The following is a 17,910-nucleotide window of genomic DNA, read 5'->3' on the forward strand; positions in this document are numbered from 1 at the left end:
GCGGGTCAAAAAGGAGAGGCGCATGTGGAGCGCCGTCAGGCAGGCGTCATGGCGGGCCGCTACACCGTCGGAGACCGTGCCGCCGGGACCGCTCCCCGGCTGGGGCCTCCCGCTTCCTTTCCTGCCGCCTTCAAGGAGTCCACCATGCCCAGTTCGTTTTTGTCTCCGCTCGCCCGTCCGGCCCTCGCGCTGCTGGCGCTCGGCCTCTCCAGCTCCCTGGCCGCCGCGCAGGTGCAGACCCAGAGCATCGTGGTCAATCCGGCCGGACCTGCCGTGGTCAGCCTGACCCTGATCGACGCGGACACCAACCGCCCGGTCCCCGGCTACGACCCCATCGCGCCCGCCGCGACCCTCGACCTCTCGCGGCTGCCGCGAAATCTCAACCTGCGGGCGAACACGGCCGGGCAGGTGGGCAGCGTGCGTTTTGGCCTCGACCGCCAGAGCAGCTTCCGGGTGGAGAACAGCGCGCCCTACGCCCTGTGTGCCGATCAGGGCGGGGACTACCCGGCGTGCCCGGCCAGCGTCTTCACGCCCGGCGCGCACCAGATCACGGCCACGGCCCACGCCGCGGCGGGTGGGGGCGGCGCGGCGGGGGCAGGCGTGCTGGTGAACTTCACGGTCGTTCGTTCGGCGCAGCAGGCTCCGGCGATCGCCGTGAACAGCCTGACGCTGATCGACGCCGACACCGACCGCCCGGTGCCCGGCTTCGACCCCATCCCGGCGGGCGCCCGGCTGCGGCTCTCGGCCCTGCCGCGCCACCTGAACGTGCGCGCCAACGTGTCGGGCGGGGTGGGCAGCGTGCGCTTCGACCTCGGGGGCGGCAAGACCACCCTGGAAAACGAGGCCCCCTTCGCCCTGTGCGTGGACGGCCGCGACCGCCAGGGCAAGAAGGGCAACTACTACGCCTGTGACCGCAGTGTCTTCGCGCCCGGCGAGCGCCGCATCGTCGTCACGCCCTTTGCCAAGATGTTCGGGGGCGGCGCGGCGGGCACGGCGCTGACCTGGACCTTCACGGTCGAGCGTTGAGGCTTCCTCCAGCCTGAGCCTTTTCTCTCAGCTCCAGCGGTTGTCCGGGCTTCCGGTGACCGCTGGAGCTGTGTTGTGGCTTGGGTTGGCCCCGCGTTGCGGCTTCCCGCTTACCCGTGCCGCGCCAGAAACGCCTCCCGCTCCATCCAGGCGAGTTTCGGTTCGGTTTCTGAGGGAGCCTGCGCGGTGCCGTACACCGCGCGCATCAGCCGGAAGCCCAGGCCGTACATCCGCGCGGTGAGGGGGGGCAGAGGCACCAGGGTAAAGCCGCTCTTTTCCAGTGGTCCGTGAAAGAGCGTGACCGCGAACACCACCCGCGCGCCGCGCAGCTCGGGCCGCTCGCGCAGTGCCCGGGCCACGTCGCGCAGCGAGCGCTGATAGGCGCGGTAGGCAGTCAGGGCGCTGCGGCGGGTCAGGCCGACCAGACGCGGGGAGTGCAGGTGCAGCTCGGCGGCGGGGGTGCCGGGAGTCAGGCGCAGGCCCTGCGGTTCCAGGCCGCCCGGGAGAGGCCGGGCCGCCACCCGCATCACGGCGTCGGCGCGTTCGGTGAGCGGGACGACCCCGTGCGCGCGGGCAAAGCGGTCGTCCACCGCGCGGCGGTAGAGGTGCAGCGCCAGGTCGCGCGGCCCGGCCACGCGCAACCCCGGCAGCTCGCGCACCGGCCCCGGGCGGTACCCCAGGGCCGCCACGCGGGGCAACCACTCGCCCAGTTGGGCGCCCGGCACCCGCACGACCGCGCCGGGTTCCGGCGTGGGCGAGGGCAGCGGCAGCGGACGCACCCCCCAGGCCGCCAGCCGGGCGAGGTGGGGGCGGCTCAGTCCACCGCCCGGCCCCGGCGTCTCCAGCGTCCAGACGGTCACGGGCTGCCCGGCCACCGCCTCCAGCAAGGGCAGCTCTCCCGGCTCTCCCCACCCGGCGACCTCGTGCCCGGCGCGGGTGGCGGCGCGCAGGCCGCCGGGGTCGAGGCGGGCCAGGGCGGGAGGCAGTAGCAAGGTGGCCCGCACGCCCCGGGCCTCCAGCGCCGCGAGCGCCGCGCGCAGCTCGGGGGCTGTCCGCAGCGGCACCGTCAGCCCCAGGGCCGGAACGCCGGGATCGCCCCCCCACAGCGCCCCGAAGGCCCCCGCGCGCAGCAGGAGGAGCCAGACGGAGGGTATGGGTGGAGGTGCGGCGGCCATTCACCGACTGTAAAGCAGCGGCCGCCCGCTGGCCGGGGAGGCCCCCCCCTGGCCCTGGCGCGCCTCTCATCTCGGCCGTCGTATGCTCCTGTCTAGCGATGCTTCAGCTTTCCTTTATCCAGGTACCCTCTTGGCGGCGCGGCGTGGCGGCCGCAGGCGGAAGGCGGGCCGCGTGAGGCCCCTGCGCATCGGGCTGTTTACCGACACGTTCCTGCCGGACCAGAACGGGATCGTGACCAGCGTGTCGCTGCTCAGCGACGAGCTGCGGGCGCGCGGGCACGACGTGGAGGTGGTGGCGCCCGCTTTCCCGGAGCTGCACGACACCCGCCCCGACGTGCGCCGGGCGCCCAGCGTGCGTTACCTCTTTTTGCCCACCTACCGCCTGGCGTGGCCGACCCGCAAGGACTTCGAGCGCCAGTACGACCTGGTCCACACCCACACGCCGCTGACGCTGGGGCTGGCCGGCGCGCGGCTGGCGCGCAAGTGGCGGGTGCCGCACGTCGCCACCTACCACACCCATATCGAGGCCTACACCCACTACGTGCCGGGGCTGCCGGGGCTGCAACGGCGCACCCGGGTCGTGACCCGCGTCATGGGCCACTACTACCGCCGCGCCGACGCCGTGATCACGCCCACCGCCGCGATGCTCGACGTGACCCGCGAGATGGGGGTGCCGAATGCGGTCGTGATTCCCACCGGCATCGAGCCGTCGGTGCTGCGCTCGGCGCCGCCCATCACCTCCCCCTGGCCGGAGGGAAGCCGCCGCCTGCTCACGGTGGGCCGCCTGGCGCGCGAGAAGCGCTTCGATCTTGTGCTGGACGCCCTGGCGGGCCTGCCCGACGCGCACCTGGTCGTGCTGGGCGAAGGCCCCGAGCGCGGGCACCTGGAGGCGCACGCGCAGCGCCTGGGCGTCGCCGGGCGCGTGAGCTTCCTGGGGGTGCAGCCCTGGACCGAGATCGGGGCCTACTACCGCCTGGCCGAGCTGTTTCTCTTTGCCAGCGACACCGAGACGCAGGGGCTGGTGCTGCAAGAGGCGCAGCTGATGGGCGTGCCGGTGGTCGCCGTGGGGGCGCGCGGGACCCTCGACGGGGTGGCGCCGGGGCGCAGCGGCTTTCTGGTGGCGCCCGGCGACCGGGCGGGGGCGGCCCTGACCCGCCACGCCGCCGAGATTCTGGCCGACGCCCGGCTGTGGACCCGGCTCTCGCGCGGGGCGCGGGTCTTCGGGTCCGCCTGCACGCCGGGCAGCGTGGCCGAGCGGGTGCTGGAGGTCTACGCGGGCGTGCTGGGCCTGCCGCGCGAGCTGGCCCTGCCCGGCGAGGTGGGCAGCGGCCGGGTCACTCCGCGAAATACCCCCGCCTATGACCGCTGAGGTTCAGGGCGTGCCGCCACAAGAAGGGCAACCAGCCGCCCGCCAGGCGCCGCGCGCTCGTCTCGACCAGGGCGCCCGGCACGTAGCTCACGGTGCCCAGCTCGGCCAGCGCCTGTCCCATCAGCACGTCCTCGTAGGCCTCGACCTCGGGGTAGCCGCCCGCCAGCAGCGCGGCCTGACGCGAAAAGGCCATGTTGGCCCCGGCCAGGTTGGGCCGCCCGGCGAGTTCGCAGGCGTGCAAGAAGGCGCCGTAGCCCAGCTCGGAAGCCAGGCGCAGCGGGCGCGAGACGCCGCAAAAGCGCATCGGGCCGTAGAGGGCCACCTGACCGGGCCGGGCGGCCGCGTGGGCCAGCCGCGCCAGCCAGTCGGGGGCGGGCAGCGAGTCCGCGTCGGTGGTGGCGACCCAGGTGGTGCGCGCCGCGCCCAGCCCGGCCTGCCGCGCCCGGGCGATGCCGCCTCCCGCACAGTCCACCACCCGCGCCCCCCAGGCCCGCGCCACCTCGCCCGTGCCGTCGCGGCTGGCGTGATCGACCACGATCACCTCGTGGGGGGCCAGACTCTGGCTTGCGAGGGCACGCAGGGTCAGCGGCAGGTAGCTCGCCTCGTTGCGCGCGGGAATGACGACGGTGAACTCCGGCACCGGCCCAGGCTAGCAGCCCGCCCCGCCCCGGAGCGCGCGGTGAGGCCGCCGGGGCCTGCTCGCAGGCCAGGCGCCGGATGAGGGGGCGCCTGAGCGGCTGGCGTGCGCGCGGGTGGTCCCGGCGTCCCCCGCTGCCGCTGCGCCCCGGCACGCGGGGCGGCGTGGCGGCGACCGGGGCGGCGCTGGCCTGCGCCGAGTTTGTCCGCAGCGGCCTGTACGCGGCGTACCTGCCGCAGGCGAGCGCGGGGCTGCTGGGGCTGCCCAAGGCCGAGGCGGTCGCTGCCGCCGCCGCCGCGCTGACGGTGCATTTTCTGGCCGACACCCTGATGCGCGGCCCGGCGGGCGCCCTGATCGCCCGGCGCGGGGTGCGGCTCCCGCTGCTGGCGGGCGCGGCGCTGAGCCTGGGCGCCCTCGCGCTGCTGCCGCTGGCGCACCACCCCGCCACCCTGCTTCTGATGGCCGCGCTGCACGGCGTCGGCTTCTCGGTGATGTGGCCCGCCGCCATGAACCTGACCGCCGAGGCGGCCCGGCCCGGGCACCAGGGCCGCGCCCTGACCCTGCTGAGCGTGGGCGTCATGCCCCTGATCGGGGCGGGCGTGCTGGTGCTGGGCGCGCTGGCCGGGGGCGGGGGCCTGACCGTGCCGCTGCTGGTGTTGGGGGTGCAGGCGGCGGCACTCCTCGCGGCGCTGGGGGCGCCCGGGCGGCTGGGGGGGGCTGTGGACGGCCGCGCCGCCGCACCCGCCCGGCCCGCCACGCGGGTGCGGGCGGTGTGGCGGCCGCTCGCCCCGCTGCTGCCGGGCGCCTTTATGCAGACCCTTACCCTGACGCTGCTGGGGCCACTGCTGTTCACGCTCTTTCCTGAGCTGGGGCTGGGCTACTGGGGCATGGTCGGGGTGCTGGCGGTGGGTGGGGCGGCGGCGCTGGGAAGCTTTCCGCTGACGGGCCGCATCGCGGACGGCGGCCACGCCCGTCTCTCGGTCACACTGGGGTTCACCCTGATCGGGGCGGCGCTGGGCCTGCTCGCCACCACACCCCCCGTCGCGGCGCTGTACGCGCTGGCCGCCCTCGCCGGGCTGGGCTACGCCTTTGTGATGCCCGGCTGGGCCGCGCTGGTGACCGGCACCCTGCCCGCCGCCGAGCGCCCCGCCGCCTGGGGCGTCCTGATGACCGTCGAGAACGCCGGGACCGCCCTGGGGCCGCTGGTGGGCGCGCTGGCCTACCGCCAGCTGGGGGTGCCCGGCCCCTTTCTGACGGGCGCCGCGCTGGCGCTGCTGACCGCCACCGGCTACGTCGTCTTTCGCCGCGCCTTCGCCCGCGCTGCGGATGCCCGCCCCGCCTGAGGCAGCGTGCGTCCAGAAGCCGGGAAAGGCGCTTGGCAGGGAAGAGCGGGAATGGGGCGCGGGCCGTCCACCACGCCTCCTCGCCGCTGGCGGTGGCTGGGGGGCGCCCTGCTCGCCGCCGGGGGCGCGGCGCTGCTGGCCGACCTGTGGGGCCGGGCGGCCGGGTGGGGGGCGCTGGGGCCGGGAGACCGCCGCGTGCCGCGCGTGGCGCTGACCTTCGACGACGGGCCGGGCGAGCGCACGCCCGAGCTGCTGGCCGTGCTGGCGCGGCGCGGCGCCCGCGCCACCTTTTTCGTGACGGCGCCCGCCGCTGCGCGCTGGCCGGAGGGGGTGCGGGCGATCCGCGAGGCCGGGCACGCGGTCGAGGCGCACGGCCGCTGGCACCTCCACGCCCTGCGCCTTTCCCCCTGGCGCGAGTGGGCGCAGGTCCGCTGGCACCCGCGCGCCGCTGAGCCGGGTCCGCACCTCTACCGCCCGCCCTACGGGGGCCACAGCCCGCTGACCCGCCTGCTGGCCCGGCTGGCCCGGCGTCAGGTCGCGCTGTGGGACGTGGAGGGCCGCGACTGGACTGCCGCCCCGGCCGCCGACCTCGCCGCCGGGGTGCTGGCCCAGGTCCGCCCCGGCAGCGTGGTCCTGCTGCACGACGGCCCGGCCGTGACGCCCGAGCTGCTCGACCGGGTGCTCGCCGGGTTGCGCGAGCGCGGCCTGACGCCGGTCCGCCTGGCCGAGCTGCCGCCGCGTCCCATCGGTCTGCGGGAGGGGCTGCGGCGCCTGCGCGCGAGCTACGGACGCTGATCGGGGGTGCCCAGGACTCCACACGTGGCCGAACCCGGGGCGGGCCAGGCCGTGCGGGGGTCTCGACGCGCCCCTCTCCGGCCCGGCCCTCGCCCGGCGTGGCCGCGGTCAGGGCGGGCCATACGGGGCCGCGTGCGGGGCCGCCGCTTCCACTTCCAGCAGTGCCCGCACCTCGGCCGCGATCACCGGAAGGGCGCCCCCCGGGCCGATACGGGTCAGGCCCGCCAGCGCCGCGCGCGCCCGCCTCGGCCCGGCGGGCAGCAGCGCCTGCACCTCGGCGGCGACCGCGGCCGGGTCGGGGGTGACCACGCTGAGCGCCTCTCCCAAGAGCCGCCCCTGCCGCCGGGCGAAACCGGGCGTGAACTGCGGGCCGCGCGTGGGAAAGGCCACGACGGGCACGCCCAGCCCGGCGAGCTGCTCGTTGGCGGTGCCCGCCGTGCCCACCGCCACGTCGGCCGCCCGCGCGACCGCCCCGAAGGCGCCGCGCAGCAGCCCGACCCGGGCGCCCTCGCCCTGCGCCCAGGCCGTCTCCGCATCCTGCACCCGCAGCGTCCAGCCCGGCGGGAGCGTGGCGGCCTCCCACCCGTGCGGCCAGGCGACCAGCGCCTGCACCTCCGGCAGCCGGGCGGCGGCGCGCAGCATCAGGCCCAGGCTCTCGCGGTGGTCCTCGCGGGTGCCGGGCAACAGGGCCAGGACCTGCCTGCCGCCCGTCAGCCCCCTCAGGTCGTGTTCGGGGGCGGGCAGCACGTCGGGCGCGAAGCCCCCCGCCCAGCGCGCCCGCACCCCCCGCGCGGCGTAATACCGCTCGGTCGCCGCGTCGCGCACGAACACCGCCCGCGCCCGCCGCGCCAGCCGCAACTCGTAGGGCAGCGGGTAGTTGGCGCCCAGCGCGTTGAGTTCGCCCAGCGCCCCGCGCAGCCCCAGCCCCTCGGCGTAGTGCGCGCTCAGCAGCGGCTGGACGTGGACCAGCGGCGCAGCCGCAGCGCGCGCGGCCAGCGTGCCCACCATCAGGGCGTAGGCGTCGCCCACCACCACGACCGCGCCCGTTCCCCGCGCGGCCTCTGCGGCCAGGCGCCACTGCCCCAGCGACGCGCCGATCAGGCCGGCCCGCAGGTCCGAGCCCAGGTTCGCCAGACTCCCGAAGGGAAAGCCGCCGCTGGGCAGCTCCAGCGCCCGGCCCACCCGCGCCGCGCCCGCCAGCCCCGCGTAGGCCCGCCCCGCCCCCACCAGCGGCAGCACCCGCGCCCGCGCCGCGCCGCCCCCTGCCAGCAGGTGCGCCAGCAGCTGCGCGCCGATCAGGTCCTCGGCCACGCCGTTCGACAGCAGCAGGGCGGGCCGGGGGACAGCGGCAGGGGTCACGCGGGGCAGGATAACGGGGCCGGACCCTTTGCGTGGGAAGCGCGCGGGGCATGGTACGAATAGACCGTGAGCGATTTCGACGCGCTGCAAGCCGTGATCCGCCGCCACGCGGGCGCGCGGCAGGCCGAGCAGCGTGCCTGCGAGGCGCTGCTGAACGCGCTGTACCACGCCCTGCGGACCGCCAGCGGCCCGGGCCTGCCCCTCAACAACGTCACCCTCGACTTTATTCCCGATCCCGGCCTGCGCCTGCGCCCCCCGCCGCCGGGCGGCTGGCACGCCGCCTGGGTGCGCTTGGGGCTGTGCGAGGTCCTGGTGCGGGTGCGCTGGGAAGACGGCGCCTTTGTGGGCGAGTACGCCCAGGGCGGCACCTTTCGTCTGGACGAGACCGGCGAGGACGCCCTGATCGCCCTGGCCCGCCGCCTGCTGCGCGACGTGGCCGCCGCCTACGCGGGCGAGGCCCCCCGTCCGGGAACCGCGCTGAACTGAACTTCCCCACAGCCTGAACGTGAACCCAGCTACATTCCTGTCCAGGGCGGGCCAGGACCATGCCCCCATGAAGATCAACCGGACCGCCCGGGGCTTGCTCGCCCTCGCCGCGCTCTCGCTGGGGGCCGCCGCGCTTGCGCAGACGGCGGGGACAGAGACGGCGACCACCTCCGCATCCAGCCTGCGCCCGGCCCTCAGCGGCGAGCGGCGCTTCCTGACCCTGCCGGGGTTTGGCCGGGTGGCCTACTACGCCGCGCCCGGCGGCACGGGGCGCCCGCTGCTGCTGACCCATTCGGTCAACGCCGCCGCCAGCGCCTACGAGATGAAGCCGCTGTGGGACGCCTACGCGGGCACCCGCCCCGTCTACGCGCTGGAGTGGCCCGGCTTCGGCAGCAGCGACCGCCCGGACATCCGCTACACGCCCGAGTTGATGGCGCAGGCCCTGAGTGCCCTGCTGGCCGAACTCGGGCAGGAGGTGGACGTGGTGGGCCTCAGCCTGGGGGGCGAGTTCGCGGCGCGGGCGGCGCTCGCCGACCCCCGCATCCGCACCCTGGCGCTGCTCAGCCCCAGCGGCCTGGGGCAGCCCCGCAACGGAACCCAGCAGGCGAACGCCGCGGACGGCGGCACGCGGCTCTACCGCACCCTCAGCGCGGTGGGGACGCCCCTGTACGCCGCGCTGCGGACCCGGCCCAGCATCGAGTACTTCCTGAGCCGCTCCTTCCGGGGGCCGGTGGACCCGGGCCTGGTCGAGTACGCGCTGGAGACCTCCCGCCAGCCCGGCGCCAAGTACGCTCCGCTGTACTTCATCAGCGGGGGGCTATTCACCCCTGACGCTTACGGCGACCTCTACAGCAAGCTGCGGGTACCCGCCGCGGTGCTGTACGACCGCGACGCCTTCGTGAGCTTCGACCGCCTGCCCCTCTTCACCGCGCAGCCGGGCGTGAGCGCCGTCCGGATCGAGGGCACCGACGGCCTGCCGCACTTCGAGAAGCTCGCGGAGGTCAGGGCGGCGCTGGACGCCTTCTGGGCCGCGAACCGCTGAGGGGCACCAGGCCCGAAAGCCGCTCCTGCCTCCCTGCCCGGGGATGAGGCAAATGCGGCAGCGCCCGGCGCCCGGCCGTGGCACCATGCTCCCCATGACCGACGACGCCCACGCCCGCGCCAACGCCGAACAGCTGCGCCTGCTGCGCGAGGCCCTGGCCGGAACGGACGCCGCCGGGCGCCCCGGAGCGCCTGCCACCGCTGCGGCGCCCTCGGCCCCACTCCCGCTCCCGGGCGTCTCCGGGCCGGTCCGCTCCTCCTGAAGGCTGCGGGGGTCGGGGGGGCCGCCCTTGCGCCTTGAGCAAGGCGTCACGTCGGGGGAGTGGCCACCCCGCCGGGACGTATGCTGCCTTGCAGCGCTGCGGCACCCGGCCGCGCTCTCGCCCGCTTCCTTTTCCCGGAGGTACCCCATGACCCGTGACGAACGCAACGACGCCAGCGGCGACAAGCAGGACGCGACCGGCGACATCCAGCCGGACACCGGCAGCGGCCTGAGCGATCAGGAAGCCGCCGAGCTGAACGCGACCCCCGGTCGCGGCGCCCGCCAGGAATCCGGCGCCCAGCTTTCGGACGCGTATGTGCAAGACCACGTGGAGGGCACGGCCAGCGCCACGCCCGACATTCCCGACATCGAGCCGGGCAGCGGCAAACGCTGAGCTTTCCCCCACAGCGGGCCGCGCCCCACCCCGCCAGACCGGCACGGGTGGGGCGCGGCTCTGGCGCAGGTTACTTCACCACGATATTGATGATCCGCCCCGGCACGTAGATCTCCTTCACCGTCTCCTTGCCCTCCACGAAGCGGGCCACGTCGGGGTGGGCGCGGGCGGCGGCCATCGCCTCGGCCTGGCTGGCGGTCTTGGAGATCTCGACCTGCCCGCGCACCTTGCCGCTGACCTGCACGCCGACCGTCACCGTGTCGCGGGTAGCGGCGGCCTCGTCCACCTGGGGCCAGGACTGGACGTGGACGCTTTCCTGGCCTCCGCGCTGGGTCCAGATTTCTTCCGCGATGTGGGGCACGACCGGGGCCAGCATCCGGTTAAAGATGTCCAGCGCCTCCTGCCAGGCCGGGGTGCCGAAGGCCGGGGAGCGCTTGGCCTTGACCAGCGTATTTGTCAGTTCCATCAGGGCGGCGATGATGGTGTTGAAGCTCAGGCGCTCGAAGTCGCCCGTCACCTTGTGCAGCGCCGAGTGGACCGCGTAGCGCAGCTCCGCTTCGGTGACCTTCTCCTGTGGTCCGGGCACCTGGGCGTCGAAATACAGCGCCCAGACGCGCCCCAGCCACTTCGCGGGGCCGTTGATGCCGCTGGGGTCCCAGGGGCCGCCGACCTCCCAGGGGGCGATGAACATCAGGTACGCCCGCACGGTGTCCACCCCGTATTCGCGCACCAGATCGTCGGGATCGACCACGTTGCCGCGCGATTTGCTCATCTTCTCGCCATCGGGTCCCAGGATGATGCCCTGGTTGCGCAGCCAGCGGAACGGCTCCCGCTGGGTGGTCAGGCCCAGGTCGCGCATCGCCTTGGTCCAGAAGCGCGAATACAGCAGGTGCAAGATCGCGTGCTCGATCCCGCCCGTGTACAGGTCCACCGGCAGCAGGTTCGCGTGCGCCGGGTCGAAGGGCCTCGCGCCGTCGTGCGGCGACAGGTAGCGGTACATGTACCAGCTCGAATCGACGAAGGTGTCCATGGTGTCGGTGTCGCGCTCGGCGGGGCCGCCGCAGACCGGGCAGGTCGCATGCGTCCATTCCCTGTCCAGCTTCAGCGGACTTTGCCCGGTGGGCGTGAACTCCACGTTCTCGGGCAGGCGGACGGGCAACTGCTCGGCCGGAACGGGCTGCGCCCCGTGCTCGGCGCAGTACACGATGGGAATGGGCGTGCCCCAGTAACGCTGACGGCTGACCAGCCAGTCGCGCAGGCGGTAGGTGGTCTTGGCCTGCGCCACCCCCCGCGCTTCCAGCCGCTCGACCACGTGGGCGATGCTCGCCTTGCCGCCGGGCAGGCCGTCGAACTCGCCCGAGTTCACGATCAATCCCTCGCCCGCGTAGCTCGTCTCGGCGCCACTCGGGTCCATCGCTTCCCCACCCTCAGGCCGGATCACCTCCTTGATGGGCAGCCCGAACTTGCGCGCAAACTGGAAGTCGCGCTCGTCGTGGGCGGGCACGGCCATGATCGACCCCGTCCCGTAGGTCACCAGCACGTAGTCCGCGACCCAGATGGGCAGCGGCTGGCCGCTGACGGGGTGGGTGGCGTAGCTGCCGGTAAAGACGCCCGTCTTCTCGCCCACGTCCTGCTGGCGCTCCACGTCCGTCTTGCGGCCCGCCGCCTCGACATAGGCGCGCACGGCCTCCGCCTGCTCGGGGGTGGTCAGCGCCTCCACCTTGGCATGCTCGGGCGCCAGCACCAGGAAGGTCGCGCCCAGCAGGGTGTCGGGGCGGGTGGTAAAGACGGTCTCGGGTCCGGCGGGGGTGGGGAAGGTGACCTCCGCGCCCACCGACTTGCCGATCCAGTTGGTCTGCATCAGCCGCACGCGCTCGGGCATGTCGGTTCCCGAGAAATCCAGCAGTTCGTCGGCGTAGTCGGTGATTTTCAGGTACCACTGGCTCAGGTTGCGGCGCTCGACCGGGGTGCCGCAGCGCTCGCAGGCGCCGTCCACGACCTGCTCGTTGGCCAGCACAGTCTGGTCTTTGGGGCACCAGTTCACCAGCCCGCCTTTTTTGTAGGCCAGGCCGCGCCGGAAGAACTCGGTGAAAAACCACTGGTTCCAGCGGTAGTACTCGGGGTCACAGGTGGCAAAGCGGCGGCTCCAGTCGATCATGGTGCCCATGCGCCGGAACTGTCCGGTCATGTGCTCGATGTTCGAATAGGTCCAGGTCGCCGGGTTCAGGCCGTGCTTGATCGCCGCGTTCTCGGCGGGCAGCCCGAAAGCGTCGAAGCCCATCGGAAAAAAGACGTTGTACCCGCGCATCCGCATCCAGCGGGCGCGGGCGTCGGGCGCCACGTTGGCGTACCAGTGGCCGATGTGCAGGTTGCCACTGGGGTACGGAAACATCGTCAGGGCGTAGTGCTTGGTTTTGGCCGGGTCCTCGCGGAAGGTGTACAGCCCGTCTTGCTCCCAGGCCTCCTGCCACTTCGGCTCGATGGCGTGCGGGTTGTAGCGCTCGGCGCGCGGTTCCTGAATCTCGATTCTGGTCATGGAAGGCTCCTTGAAAGCAAAAAATCGCCCCGGCCTGCAACAGCCGGGGACGGGCACGCGGAAGCCGTTGGGCTAGGCGAGTCGTCCCCGGGTGGCAAGCGCAGAGCGGATCATGGAAGACAGTGTAAAGGACTGGCGCGGCGAGAGAAAGGGAGGGTCCATCAGCCGCCCAGCTCCGCCACCATGTCCACCCGGTCCAGGCCCGGCCCGTACCCGCCTGGCACCCGCCCCACCTCGCGGAAGCCGAAGCGGGCGAAGAAGGACGCGCTTTGCGGGGTGGTGTCCAGATGGGCCTCCCGCGCCCCCAGCTCCCGCAGCCGCTCCAGCCGGAAGGCCAGCAGCTTTGACCCGTAGCCCCGGCGGTGCGCCTCCCGCGCGACCATGCCCCAGCTCAGGCCCGCAGAACGTTCTGGCCGCGCCAGGTCCAGCCACACGCCGCCGCAGGCCACGACCCTTCCGGTATCTTCCAGCACGAAGTATTCGCCGAACTCGCCGGAGTCGAAAGGCTGACCCAGCCAGGTCTCGAACTCTGCGCGCTCATGCGGCGCGAAGAACCCGGGCACGTTCGAGTCGAAGAGGGCCAGGCAGGCTTCGCGGTCTGTGGACGTGAACGGGCGAACGGTATTCACGCGGCCAGCCTAAATCTTCCGCCCTCGACAGCAAAAGAGCCATCCGGTGAAATGGATGGCCCCCTACTGACTGCTGAACGCTGACGGCTGACGGCTCGGTCAGTACTGCCGCCCGAAGATCACCCGTTTGCCGTACGCGGCGGGTTTCCCGGTATGCACGCACACGCCGCCCTCCTCGCGCTCCGCGAAGAATTCCGCGTCGTCGAGGGGAATGTTGCGGATGGTCGCCTTGGTGTCGTCCTTGATCTGTTTCTCGCTCTCGGGGTCGCCGCAGTGGAAGGCCCGCACCCACTTCCCGGCCTCGATGGCGGCCTGAAACTCCTGGTAGGTGTCCACCGTGACGGTGTTGTCCAGCATGAAGCTCGTCGCGCGCTCCAGCAGCCAAGCCTGGATGCCGTCCAGCCGCGCCCGCATCCCCGAGACGGCTTCCTCGCGGGCCAGCGTCTCCTTCTCCTCGCTGTTGCGGTTTTTCACCACGACCACGCCCGCTTCCAGGTCGCGCGGGCCGAGTTCGATGCGGACGGGCACGCCCTTGAGTTCCCAGTCGTTGTACTTGAAGCCGTTCGTCACGCCGTCGCGCTTGTCCACCCGCACCGAGAGGCCCTGGGCGCGCAGCTCGGCGGCCAGCCGCTCGCCCTCGGCCACCATCTCGTCGAAGTTGTCCTTGCGGCCCACCGGGATCACCACGACCTGAATGGGTGCGATGTTAGGCGGCATGATCAGCCCGAAGTCGTCCCCGTGCGTCATGATGATCGCCCCGATGATGCGGCTGGAAATCGCCCAGGACGTGGTGTGCGCGTACTCTTCCCGCTGCTCGCGGGTCTGGAACTTCACGTCGAAGGCCCGGGAGAAGTTCTGCCCCAGGTAGTGCGAGGTCCCCGATTGCAGCGCCTTGCCGTCGCGCATCATCCCCTCGATGGAATAGGTGGCGACCGCGCCCGCAAACCGCTCGGAGGCCGTCTTCTCGCCGCGCACGACCGGCAGGGCCAGCACGTTGCGGCAGAACTCGTGGTACAGGTCGAGCTGCTGGCGGACTTCCGCGCGGGCTTCGGCCTCGTCGGCGTGGGCGGTGTGGCCCTCGTGCCAGTAGAACTCGCTCGTTCGCAAAAAGGCCTTGGTCCGCAGCTCGGCGCGGAACACGCTGCCCCACTGGTAGTGCAAGAAGGGAAGGTCCCGGTAGGAGTTCAGCCACCCCGCCCACATGTGCCCGATGATCGTCTCGCTGGTGGGGCGCAGGACGTAGGGTTCGCTCAGCTCCTCGGTGCCGATCTTGCTCACCGTGAACAGCTCGGGCGCGAAGCCCTCCACGTGGTCGGCTTCCTTGGTGATGAAGCCCATCGGGATCAGGGTGGGAAAGATCAGCGACTCGTGCCCGGTCGCCTTGAAACGGGTATCCAGCCAGCGCACGATGTTCTCCCACAGCGCCGAGCCGTAGGGCTTGACGACCATCGCGCCCGCCACGGGGCTGTTGTCCGCGAGGTCCGCTTTCTTGACGACCTCGTTGTACCAGTCGTTGAAATCCACGCTCTGGGGCGTGACGCCGTACTGCTGCGCCTTCTTGTCCTGCTTGCCCTGGTCCTGCCGGTGCTGCTCCTGTTTGCCGCCCGCCTTCGTCATGGGGGGCATGATAGCGGGCGGCCCCGGCCCGGCCGCATCTGCCGGGTGGCGGAGACCGGAGCAGGCGCGCCCGGCCAGATGGAGATTCCCCCAACGTTCGGTGACCGCTCTCTGCACCCGGCTGTCATCCCTCCGGCACCGGGCGGCAGCTAGGCTCTTCCCATGACCCAGAACGGTGCCGGAGAGATCACCAGCCACATCGAACAGGACCTTCGTCAGCGCCTGGAGGCCATGGGCGAGCACATGCAGGTCAAGGACGTGAACGGCGAGCACGTCGGAACGGTGGACCACGTCGAGGGCGACCAGCTCAAGCTGACGCGCACCGACAGCCCCGACGGCCAGCACCACTACGTCCCGCTCTCGCAGGTCGAGAGCATGGACGAGGTGGCCGTCTACCTCAACGTCGAGCGGAGCGCCGTCCAGTAGGGCGCCGCAGACCGGGGCCGGGCGGTGGGGAGACCTCGCCGCCCTTTGCCCTTCCCCTACTCTGGAACCGGTTCCAGACGGCGAGCCTGCGCCGTATGCTGGGGCTGTGCTGAGTCCCGATCTGGCCGCGCGGCTGCAAGCCGCCTCCCTCGACGACCGCGACGCCGAGACCTTCCGGCTGCGGCTGGAGCGCTACGGCCCCGACCTCGCGGAGAGCCTGCGCGCGGTGTACGGCGAGCAGGCAGGCGAGGTGCTGGACCGGCTGACGGAAGTCCTGCTGCACGCCTCCCAGGCCCGCCCGGCCGACCTGCGGCGGCTCGACGAGGCTCGCCTCCTCCGTCCCGACTGGCTGCAGGCGCCCGACATGATCGGGTACGTGGCCTACGCGGACCGCTTCGCCGGGACCCTGAGGGGCGTGGGCGAGCATCTGGACTACCTCCAGGGCCTGGGCGTGCGCTACTTGCACCTGATGCCGCTGCTCCGGCCCCGCGCGGGCGAGAACGACGGCGGCTACGCGGTGCAGGATTACCGCGCCGTGCGGGAGGACCTGGGCACGCTGGACGACCTCTCGGCCCTGGCGCGCGACCTGCGCGGGCGCGGGATCAGCCTGGTTCTCGACCTGGTGCTCAACCACGTCGCCCGCGAGCACGAGTGGGCCGTCAAGGCCCGCGCCGGGGAAGAAAAATACCGCGCCTACTTCCACCTCTTCCCCGACCGCACCCTGCCCGACGCCTACGAGCAGACGCTCCCCGAGGTCTTTCCCGACTTCGCGCCGGGCAACTTCACTTACGACGACGAGGCGCGGGCCTGGGTCTGGACCACCTTCAACCGCTACCAGTGGGACCTGAACTGGAGCAACCCGGACGTGTTTCTGGAGTTCGTGGACCTGATCTTGTACCTCGCCAACCGGGGGGTGGAGGTCTTCCGGCTGGACGCCATCGCCTTTCTGTGGAAGCGGCTCGGGACCAGCAGCCAGAACGAGCCGGAGGTCCACTGGCTCACCCGCGCCCTGCGCGCCGCCGCCCGGATCGTGGCGCCGGGGGTGGCCTTCAAGGCCGAGGCCATCGTGGCCCCGGCCGAGTTGATGGGGTATCTGGGGCGCGGCGTGCATCACGGGCGCGTGTCGGACATGGCCTACCACAACAGCCTGATGGTGCAGCTCTGGTCTTCGCTGGCGAGCCGCGACACCCGCCTGTTCGGGGAGGCGCTGCGGGCCTTTCCCGCCAAGCCCACCACCACGACCTGGGGCCTGTACGTGCGCTGCCACGACGACATCGGCTGGGCGATCTCCGACGAGGACGCCGCCCGCGCGGGGCTGACCGGAGAAGCGCACCGCCACTTTCTCTCGGACTTCTACAGCGGGGACTTTCCGGGGTCGTTCGCGCGTGGGCTGGTCTTTCAGCACAACCCGCAGACCGGGGACCGCCGCATCAGCGGCTCGGGCGCGAGCCTCGCCGGGCTGGAGGCCGCGCTGGAGGCGGGCGACCCCGGCCGGGTGGACGACGCCGTGGCCCGCTTGCTGCTGGCCCACGCGGTCGTGCTGGGCTTCGGCGGGGTGCCGCTGCTGTACATGGGCGACGAACTCGCGCTGCTCAACGACTACAGCTTTGCGCAGGTGCCCGAGCACGCCGCCGACAACCGCTGGGTCCACCGCCCCCGCATGGACTGGGCGCTGGCCGAACGGGTGCAGGCCGAGCCGGACTCGCCTGCCGGACGGGTGAACGCGGGGCTGCGCGCCCTGCTCCGTGCCCGGCAGGACACGCCGCATCTGCACGCCAGCGTCGAGAGCCGCCCCCTGCCCAGTCCCGACGGCCGGGTGCTGCTGCTGCGCCGCGACCATCCCCTCGGCGTGATGGTGCAGGTCTACAACTTCAGCGAGGAGACGGTGGCGCTGCCCGGCCACCTGCTGCGGGAACTCCTGGGAGACCACGCCGAGGACCGCCTGAGCGGCAGCACCTTCAGCCTGGACCGGCCCACCCTACGCCTGGGGGGCTACCGGGCGCTGTGGCTGCTGGGCGCGGAACTTCGCGGCTGACCCGTCCCGGGTCCTCCGCCCCAGCCCCCTTGTCCCGGCCCGGCGACCTCGCGTATAGTCTCCCCTTGGTCAAGTGGGGCAGGGCGACCAACGGCTTTCTCCGGAAAGCGGCCCGCACCCCAGACGGCACGCCTCCTCAGGAGCGCGGCCGGACTGCGAAGGAGGGCCACCATGCCCAAGATGAAGACGAAAAAGAGCGTGACCCGGCGCGTGAAGATCACGGCGTCCGGCAAGGTCATGGCGTTCAAGAGTGGCAAGCGCCACCAGAACACCGGCAAGAGCGGCGATGAGATTCGCGGCAAGGGCAAGGGCTTTGTCCTCGCCAAGAGCGAGTGGGCGCGCATGAAGCTCGCCCTTCCCTACAAGGGCGGTAAATAATGCCCCGCGTCAAGACCGGCATCGTCCGCCGCCGCCGCCACAAGAAGGTGCTCAAGCGCGCCAAGGGCTTCTGGGGCAGCCGCTCCAAGCAGTACCGCAACGCCTTCCAGACGCTGCTGAACGCCGCGACCTACGAGTACCGCGACCGCCGCAACAAGAAGCGCGACTTCCGCCGCCTGTGGGTCCAGCGCATCAACGCGGGCGCCCGCCTGCACGGCATGAACTACTCCACCTTCATCAACGGCCTGAAGCTCGCCGGGGTGGACCTCAACCGCAAGGTGCTGGCCGACCTCGCCGCCCGCGAACCCGAGGCCTTCAAGACCCTGGTCGACGCCGCCAAGAGCGCCCGCAACCAGTAAATCCCGCCCCGTCAACAAACCGCCTCCTGCTGGGGGCGGTTTT

Annotated in this window: 18 protein-coding genes; 12 read left to right on the forward strand and 6 right to left on the reverse strand. The window is 72.7% G+C overall.

Features of this window, described 5'->3' with window-relative positions; genetic code table 11:
- Positions 1–24: 24 nt before the first annotated feature.
- A complete protein-coding gene (locus HNQ09_RS13195) occupies positions 25–1,026 on the forward strand; it encodes a hypothetical protein (protein ID WP_343057806.1) in 1,002 nt (333 codons plus the stop codon).
- 110 nt (positions 1,027–1,136) lie between these two features.
- Here HNQ09_RS13195 and HNQ09_RS13200 read toward each other — a convergent pair whose 3' ends face one another.
- Positions 1,137–2,201, reverse strand: coding sequence for a YkoP family protein (locus HNQ09_RS13200; RefSeq protein WP_184030142.1), 1,065 nt, complete (start codon positions 2,199–2,201; stop codon positions 1,137–1,139).
- A gap of 172 nt (positions 2,202–2,373) precedes the next feature.
- Between HNQ09_RS13200 and HNQ09_RS13205 the strand changes: the two genes are divergently transcribed.
- On the forward strand, positions 2,374–3,570 hold the full coding sequence (locus tag HNQ09_RS13205; RefSeq protein WP_184030145.1) for a glycosyltransferase: 1,197 nt from the start codon (positions 2,374–2,376) through the stop codon (positions 3,568–3,570).
- Here the strand turns inward: HNQ09_RS13205 and HNQ09_RS13210 are convergent.
- Entirely contained in the window at positions 3,536–4,210 is a 675-nt protein-coding gene (locus tag HNQ09_RS13210) for a glycosyltransferase (RefSeq protein WP_184030148.1), read from the reverse strand. The genes HNQ09_RS13205 and HNQ09_RS13210 overlap by 35 nt on opposite strands.
- A gap of 77 nt (positions 4,211–4,287) precedes the next feature.
- On the opposite strand from HNQ09_RS13210, the gene HNQ09_RS13215 reads away from it, so the two are divergent.
- Positions 4,288–5,550 carry an MFS transporter gene (locus HNQ09_RS13215; protein ID WP_184030151.1) on the forward strand — a complete coding sequence of 421 codons (1,263 nt, stop codon included), beginning with the start codon at positions 4,288–4,290 and terminating at the stop codon, positions 5,548–5,550.
- 51 nt (positions 5,551–5,601) lie between these two features.
- On the forward strand, positions 5,602–6,345 hold the full coding sequence (locus HNQ09_RS13220; RefSeq protein ID WP_184030154.1) for a polysaccharide deacetylase family protein: 744 nt from the start codon (positions 5,602–5,604) through the stop codon (positions 6,343–6,345).
- A gap of 108 nt (positions 6,346–6,453) precedes the next feature.
- On the opposite strand, the gene HNQ09_RS13225 is transcribed toward HNQ09_RS13220, so the two are convergent.
- Entirely contained in the window at positions 6,454–7,704 is a 1,251-nt protein-coding gene (locus HNQ09_RS13225) for a lipid-A-disaccharide synthase-related protein (RefSeq protein ID WP_184030157.1), read from the reverse strand.
- A gap of 66 nt (positions 7,705–7,770) precedes the next feature.
- Between HNQ09_RS13225 and HNQ09_RS13230 the strand changes: the two genes are divergently transcribed.
- The 4 genes from HNQ09_RS13230 (at position 7,771) to HNQ09_RS13245 (ending at position 9,887) form a co-directional block, all read left to right on the forward strand.
- The gene (locus HNQ09_RS13230) at positions 7,771–8,190 is read left to right on the forward strand and encodes a hypothetical protein (RefSeq protein ID WP_184030160.1); all 420 of its coding nucleotides are present in this window, start codon (positions 7,771–7,773) and stop codon (positions 8,188–8,190) included.
- Between the two features lie 67 nt (positions 8,191–8,257).
- A complete protein-coding gene (locus HNQ09_RS13235; protein ID WP_184030163.1) occupies positions 8,258–9,232 on the forward strand; it encodes an alpha/beta fold hydrolase in 975 nt (324 codons plus the stop codon).
- 94 nt (positions 9,233–9,326) lie between these two features.
- On the forward strand, positions 9,327–9,494 hold the full coding sequence (locus HNQ09_RS13240) for a hypothetical protein (RefSeq protein WP_184030166.1): 168 nt from the start codon (positions 9,327–9,329) through the stop codon (positions 9,492–9,494).
- A gap of 147 nt (positions 9,495–9,641) precedes the next feature.
- Positions 9,642–9,887, forward strand: coding sequence for a hypothetical protein (locus tag HNQ09_RS13245; RefSeq protein ID WP_184030169.1), 246 nt, complete (start codon positions 9,642–9,644; stop codon positions 9,885–9,887).
- Positions 9,888–9,957: 70 nt separating this feature from the next.
- On the opposite strand, the gene leuS is transcribed toward HNQ09_RS13245, so the two are convergent.
- The 3 genes from leuS to proS all read right to left on the reverse strand — a co-directional run bounded on the left by leuS (position 9,958) and on the right by proS (position 14,669).
- Complete coding sequence (gene leuS / locus HNQ09_RS13250; protein ID WP_184030172.1) at positions 9,958–12,423, reverse strand: leucine--tRNA ligase; 2,466 nt, start codon at positions 12,421–12,423, stop codon at positions 9,958–9,960.
- 161 nt (positions 12,424–12,584) lie between these two features.
- Positions 12,585–13,052: a GNAT family N-acetyltransferase gene (locus HNQ09_RS13255; protein WP_184030175.1), complete on the reverse strand. Its 468-nt coding sequence runs from the start codon at positions 13,050–13,052 to the stop codon at positions 12,585–12,587.
- Between the two features lie 99 nt (positions 13,053–13,151).
- On the reverse strand, positions 13,152–14,669 hold the full coding sequence (gene proS / locus HNQ09_RS13260) for a proline--tRNA ligase (RefSeq protein ID WP_184030177.1): 1,518 nt from the start codon (positions 14,667–14,669) through the stop codon (positions 13,152–13,154).
- A 162-nt stretch (positions 14,670–14,831) separates the two neighbouring features.
- Between proS and HNQ09_RS13265 the strand changes: the two genes are divergently transcribed.
- The 4 genes from HNQ09_RS13265 (at position 14,832) to rplT (ending at position 17,867) form a co-directional block, all read left to right on the forward strand.
- Entirely contained in the window at positions 14,832–15,095 is a 264-nt protein-coding gene (locus HNQ09_RS13265; RefSeq protein WP_184030180.1) for a DUF2171 domain-containing protein, read from the forward strand.
- Positions 15,096–15,201: 106 nt separating this feature from the next.
- Positions 15,202–17,130, forward strand: a complete 1,929-nt coding sequence (locus tag HNQ09_RS13270; RefSeq protein WP_184030183.1) for an alpha-amylase family glycosyl hydrolase — start codon at positions 15,202–15,204, stop codon at positions 17,128–17,130.
- 171 nt (positions 17,131–17,301) lie between these two features.
- Positions 17,302–17,508: a 50S ribosomal protein L35 gene (rpmI, locus tag HNQ09_RS13275; RefSeq protein ID WP_184030186.1), complete on the forward strand. Its 207-nt coding sequence runs from the start codon at positions 17,302–17,304 to the stop codon at positions 17,506–17,508.
- Positions 17,508–17,867, forward strand: coding sequence for a 50S ribosomal protein L20 (gene rplT / locus HNQ09_RS13280; protein WP_184030188.1), 360 nt, complete (start codon positions 17,508–17,510; stop codon positions 17,865–17,867). Before rpmI ends, rplT begins: the two co-directional genes overlap by 1 nt.
- Positions 17,868–17,910: the final 43 nt, after the last annotated feature.

Origin of the sequence: Deinococcus budaensis, assembly GCF_014201885.1 — a bacterium.
Lineage (GTDB): Bacteria > Deinococcota > Deinococci > Deinococcales > Deinococcaceae > Deinococcus > Deinococcus budaensis.

What these genes read in the sequence shown, in the direction of transcription:
- HNQ09_RS13200 (WP_184030142.1), bottom strand. Translation starts at nt 2,201, where the DNA reads ATGGCCGCCGCACCTCCACCCATACCCTCCGTCTGGCTCCTCCTGCTG.
- HNQ09_RS13215 (WP_184030151.1), top strand. Translation starts at nt 4,288, where the DNA reads ATGAGGGGGCGCCTGAGCGGCTGGCGTGCGCGCGGGTGGTCCCGGCGT.
- HNQ09_RS13220 (WP_184030154.1), top strand. Translation starts at nt 5,602, where the DNA reads ATGGGGCGCGGGCCGTCCACCACGCCTCCTCGCCGCTGGCGGTGGCTG.
- HNQ09_RS13235 (WP_184030163.1), top strand. Translation starts at nt 8,258, where the DNA reads ATGAAGATCAACCGGACCGCCCGGGGCTTGCTCGCCCTCGCCGCGCTC.
- HNQ09_RS13240 (WP_184030166.1), top strand. Translation starts at nt 9,327, where the DNA reads ATGACCGACGACGCCCACGCCCGCGCCAACGCCGAACAGCTGCGCCTG.
- HNQ09_RS13245 (WP_184030169.1), top strand. Translation starts at nt 9,642, where the DNA reads ATGACCCGTGACGAACGCAACGACGCCAGCGGCGACAAGCAGGACGCG.
- leuS (WP_184030172.1), bottom strand. Translation starts at nt 12,423, where the DNA reads ATGACCAGAATCGAGATTCAGGAACCGCGCGCCGAGCGCTACAACCCG.
- proS (WP_184030177.1), bottom strand. Translation starts at nt 14,669, where the DNA reads ATGACGAAGGCGGGCGGCAAACAGGAGCAGCACCGGCAGGACCAGGGC.
- HNQ09_RS13265 (WP_184030180.1), top strand. Translation starts at nt 14,832, where the DNA reads ATGACCCAGAACGGTGCCGGAGAGATCACCAGCCACATCGAACAGGAC.
- rpmI (WP_184030186.1), top strand. Translation starts at nt 17,302, where the DNA reads ATGCCCAAGATGAAGACGAAAAAGAGCGTGACCCGGCGCGTGAAGATC.
- rplT (WP_184030188.1), top strand. Translation starts at nt 17,508, where the DNA reads ATGCCCCGCGTCAAGACCGGCATCGTCCGCCGCCGCCGCCACAAGAAG.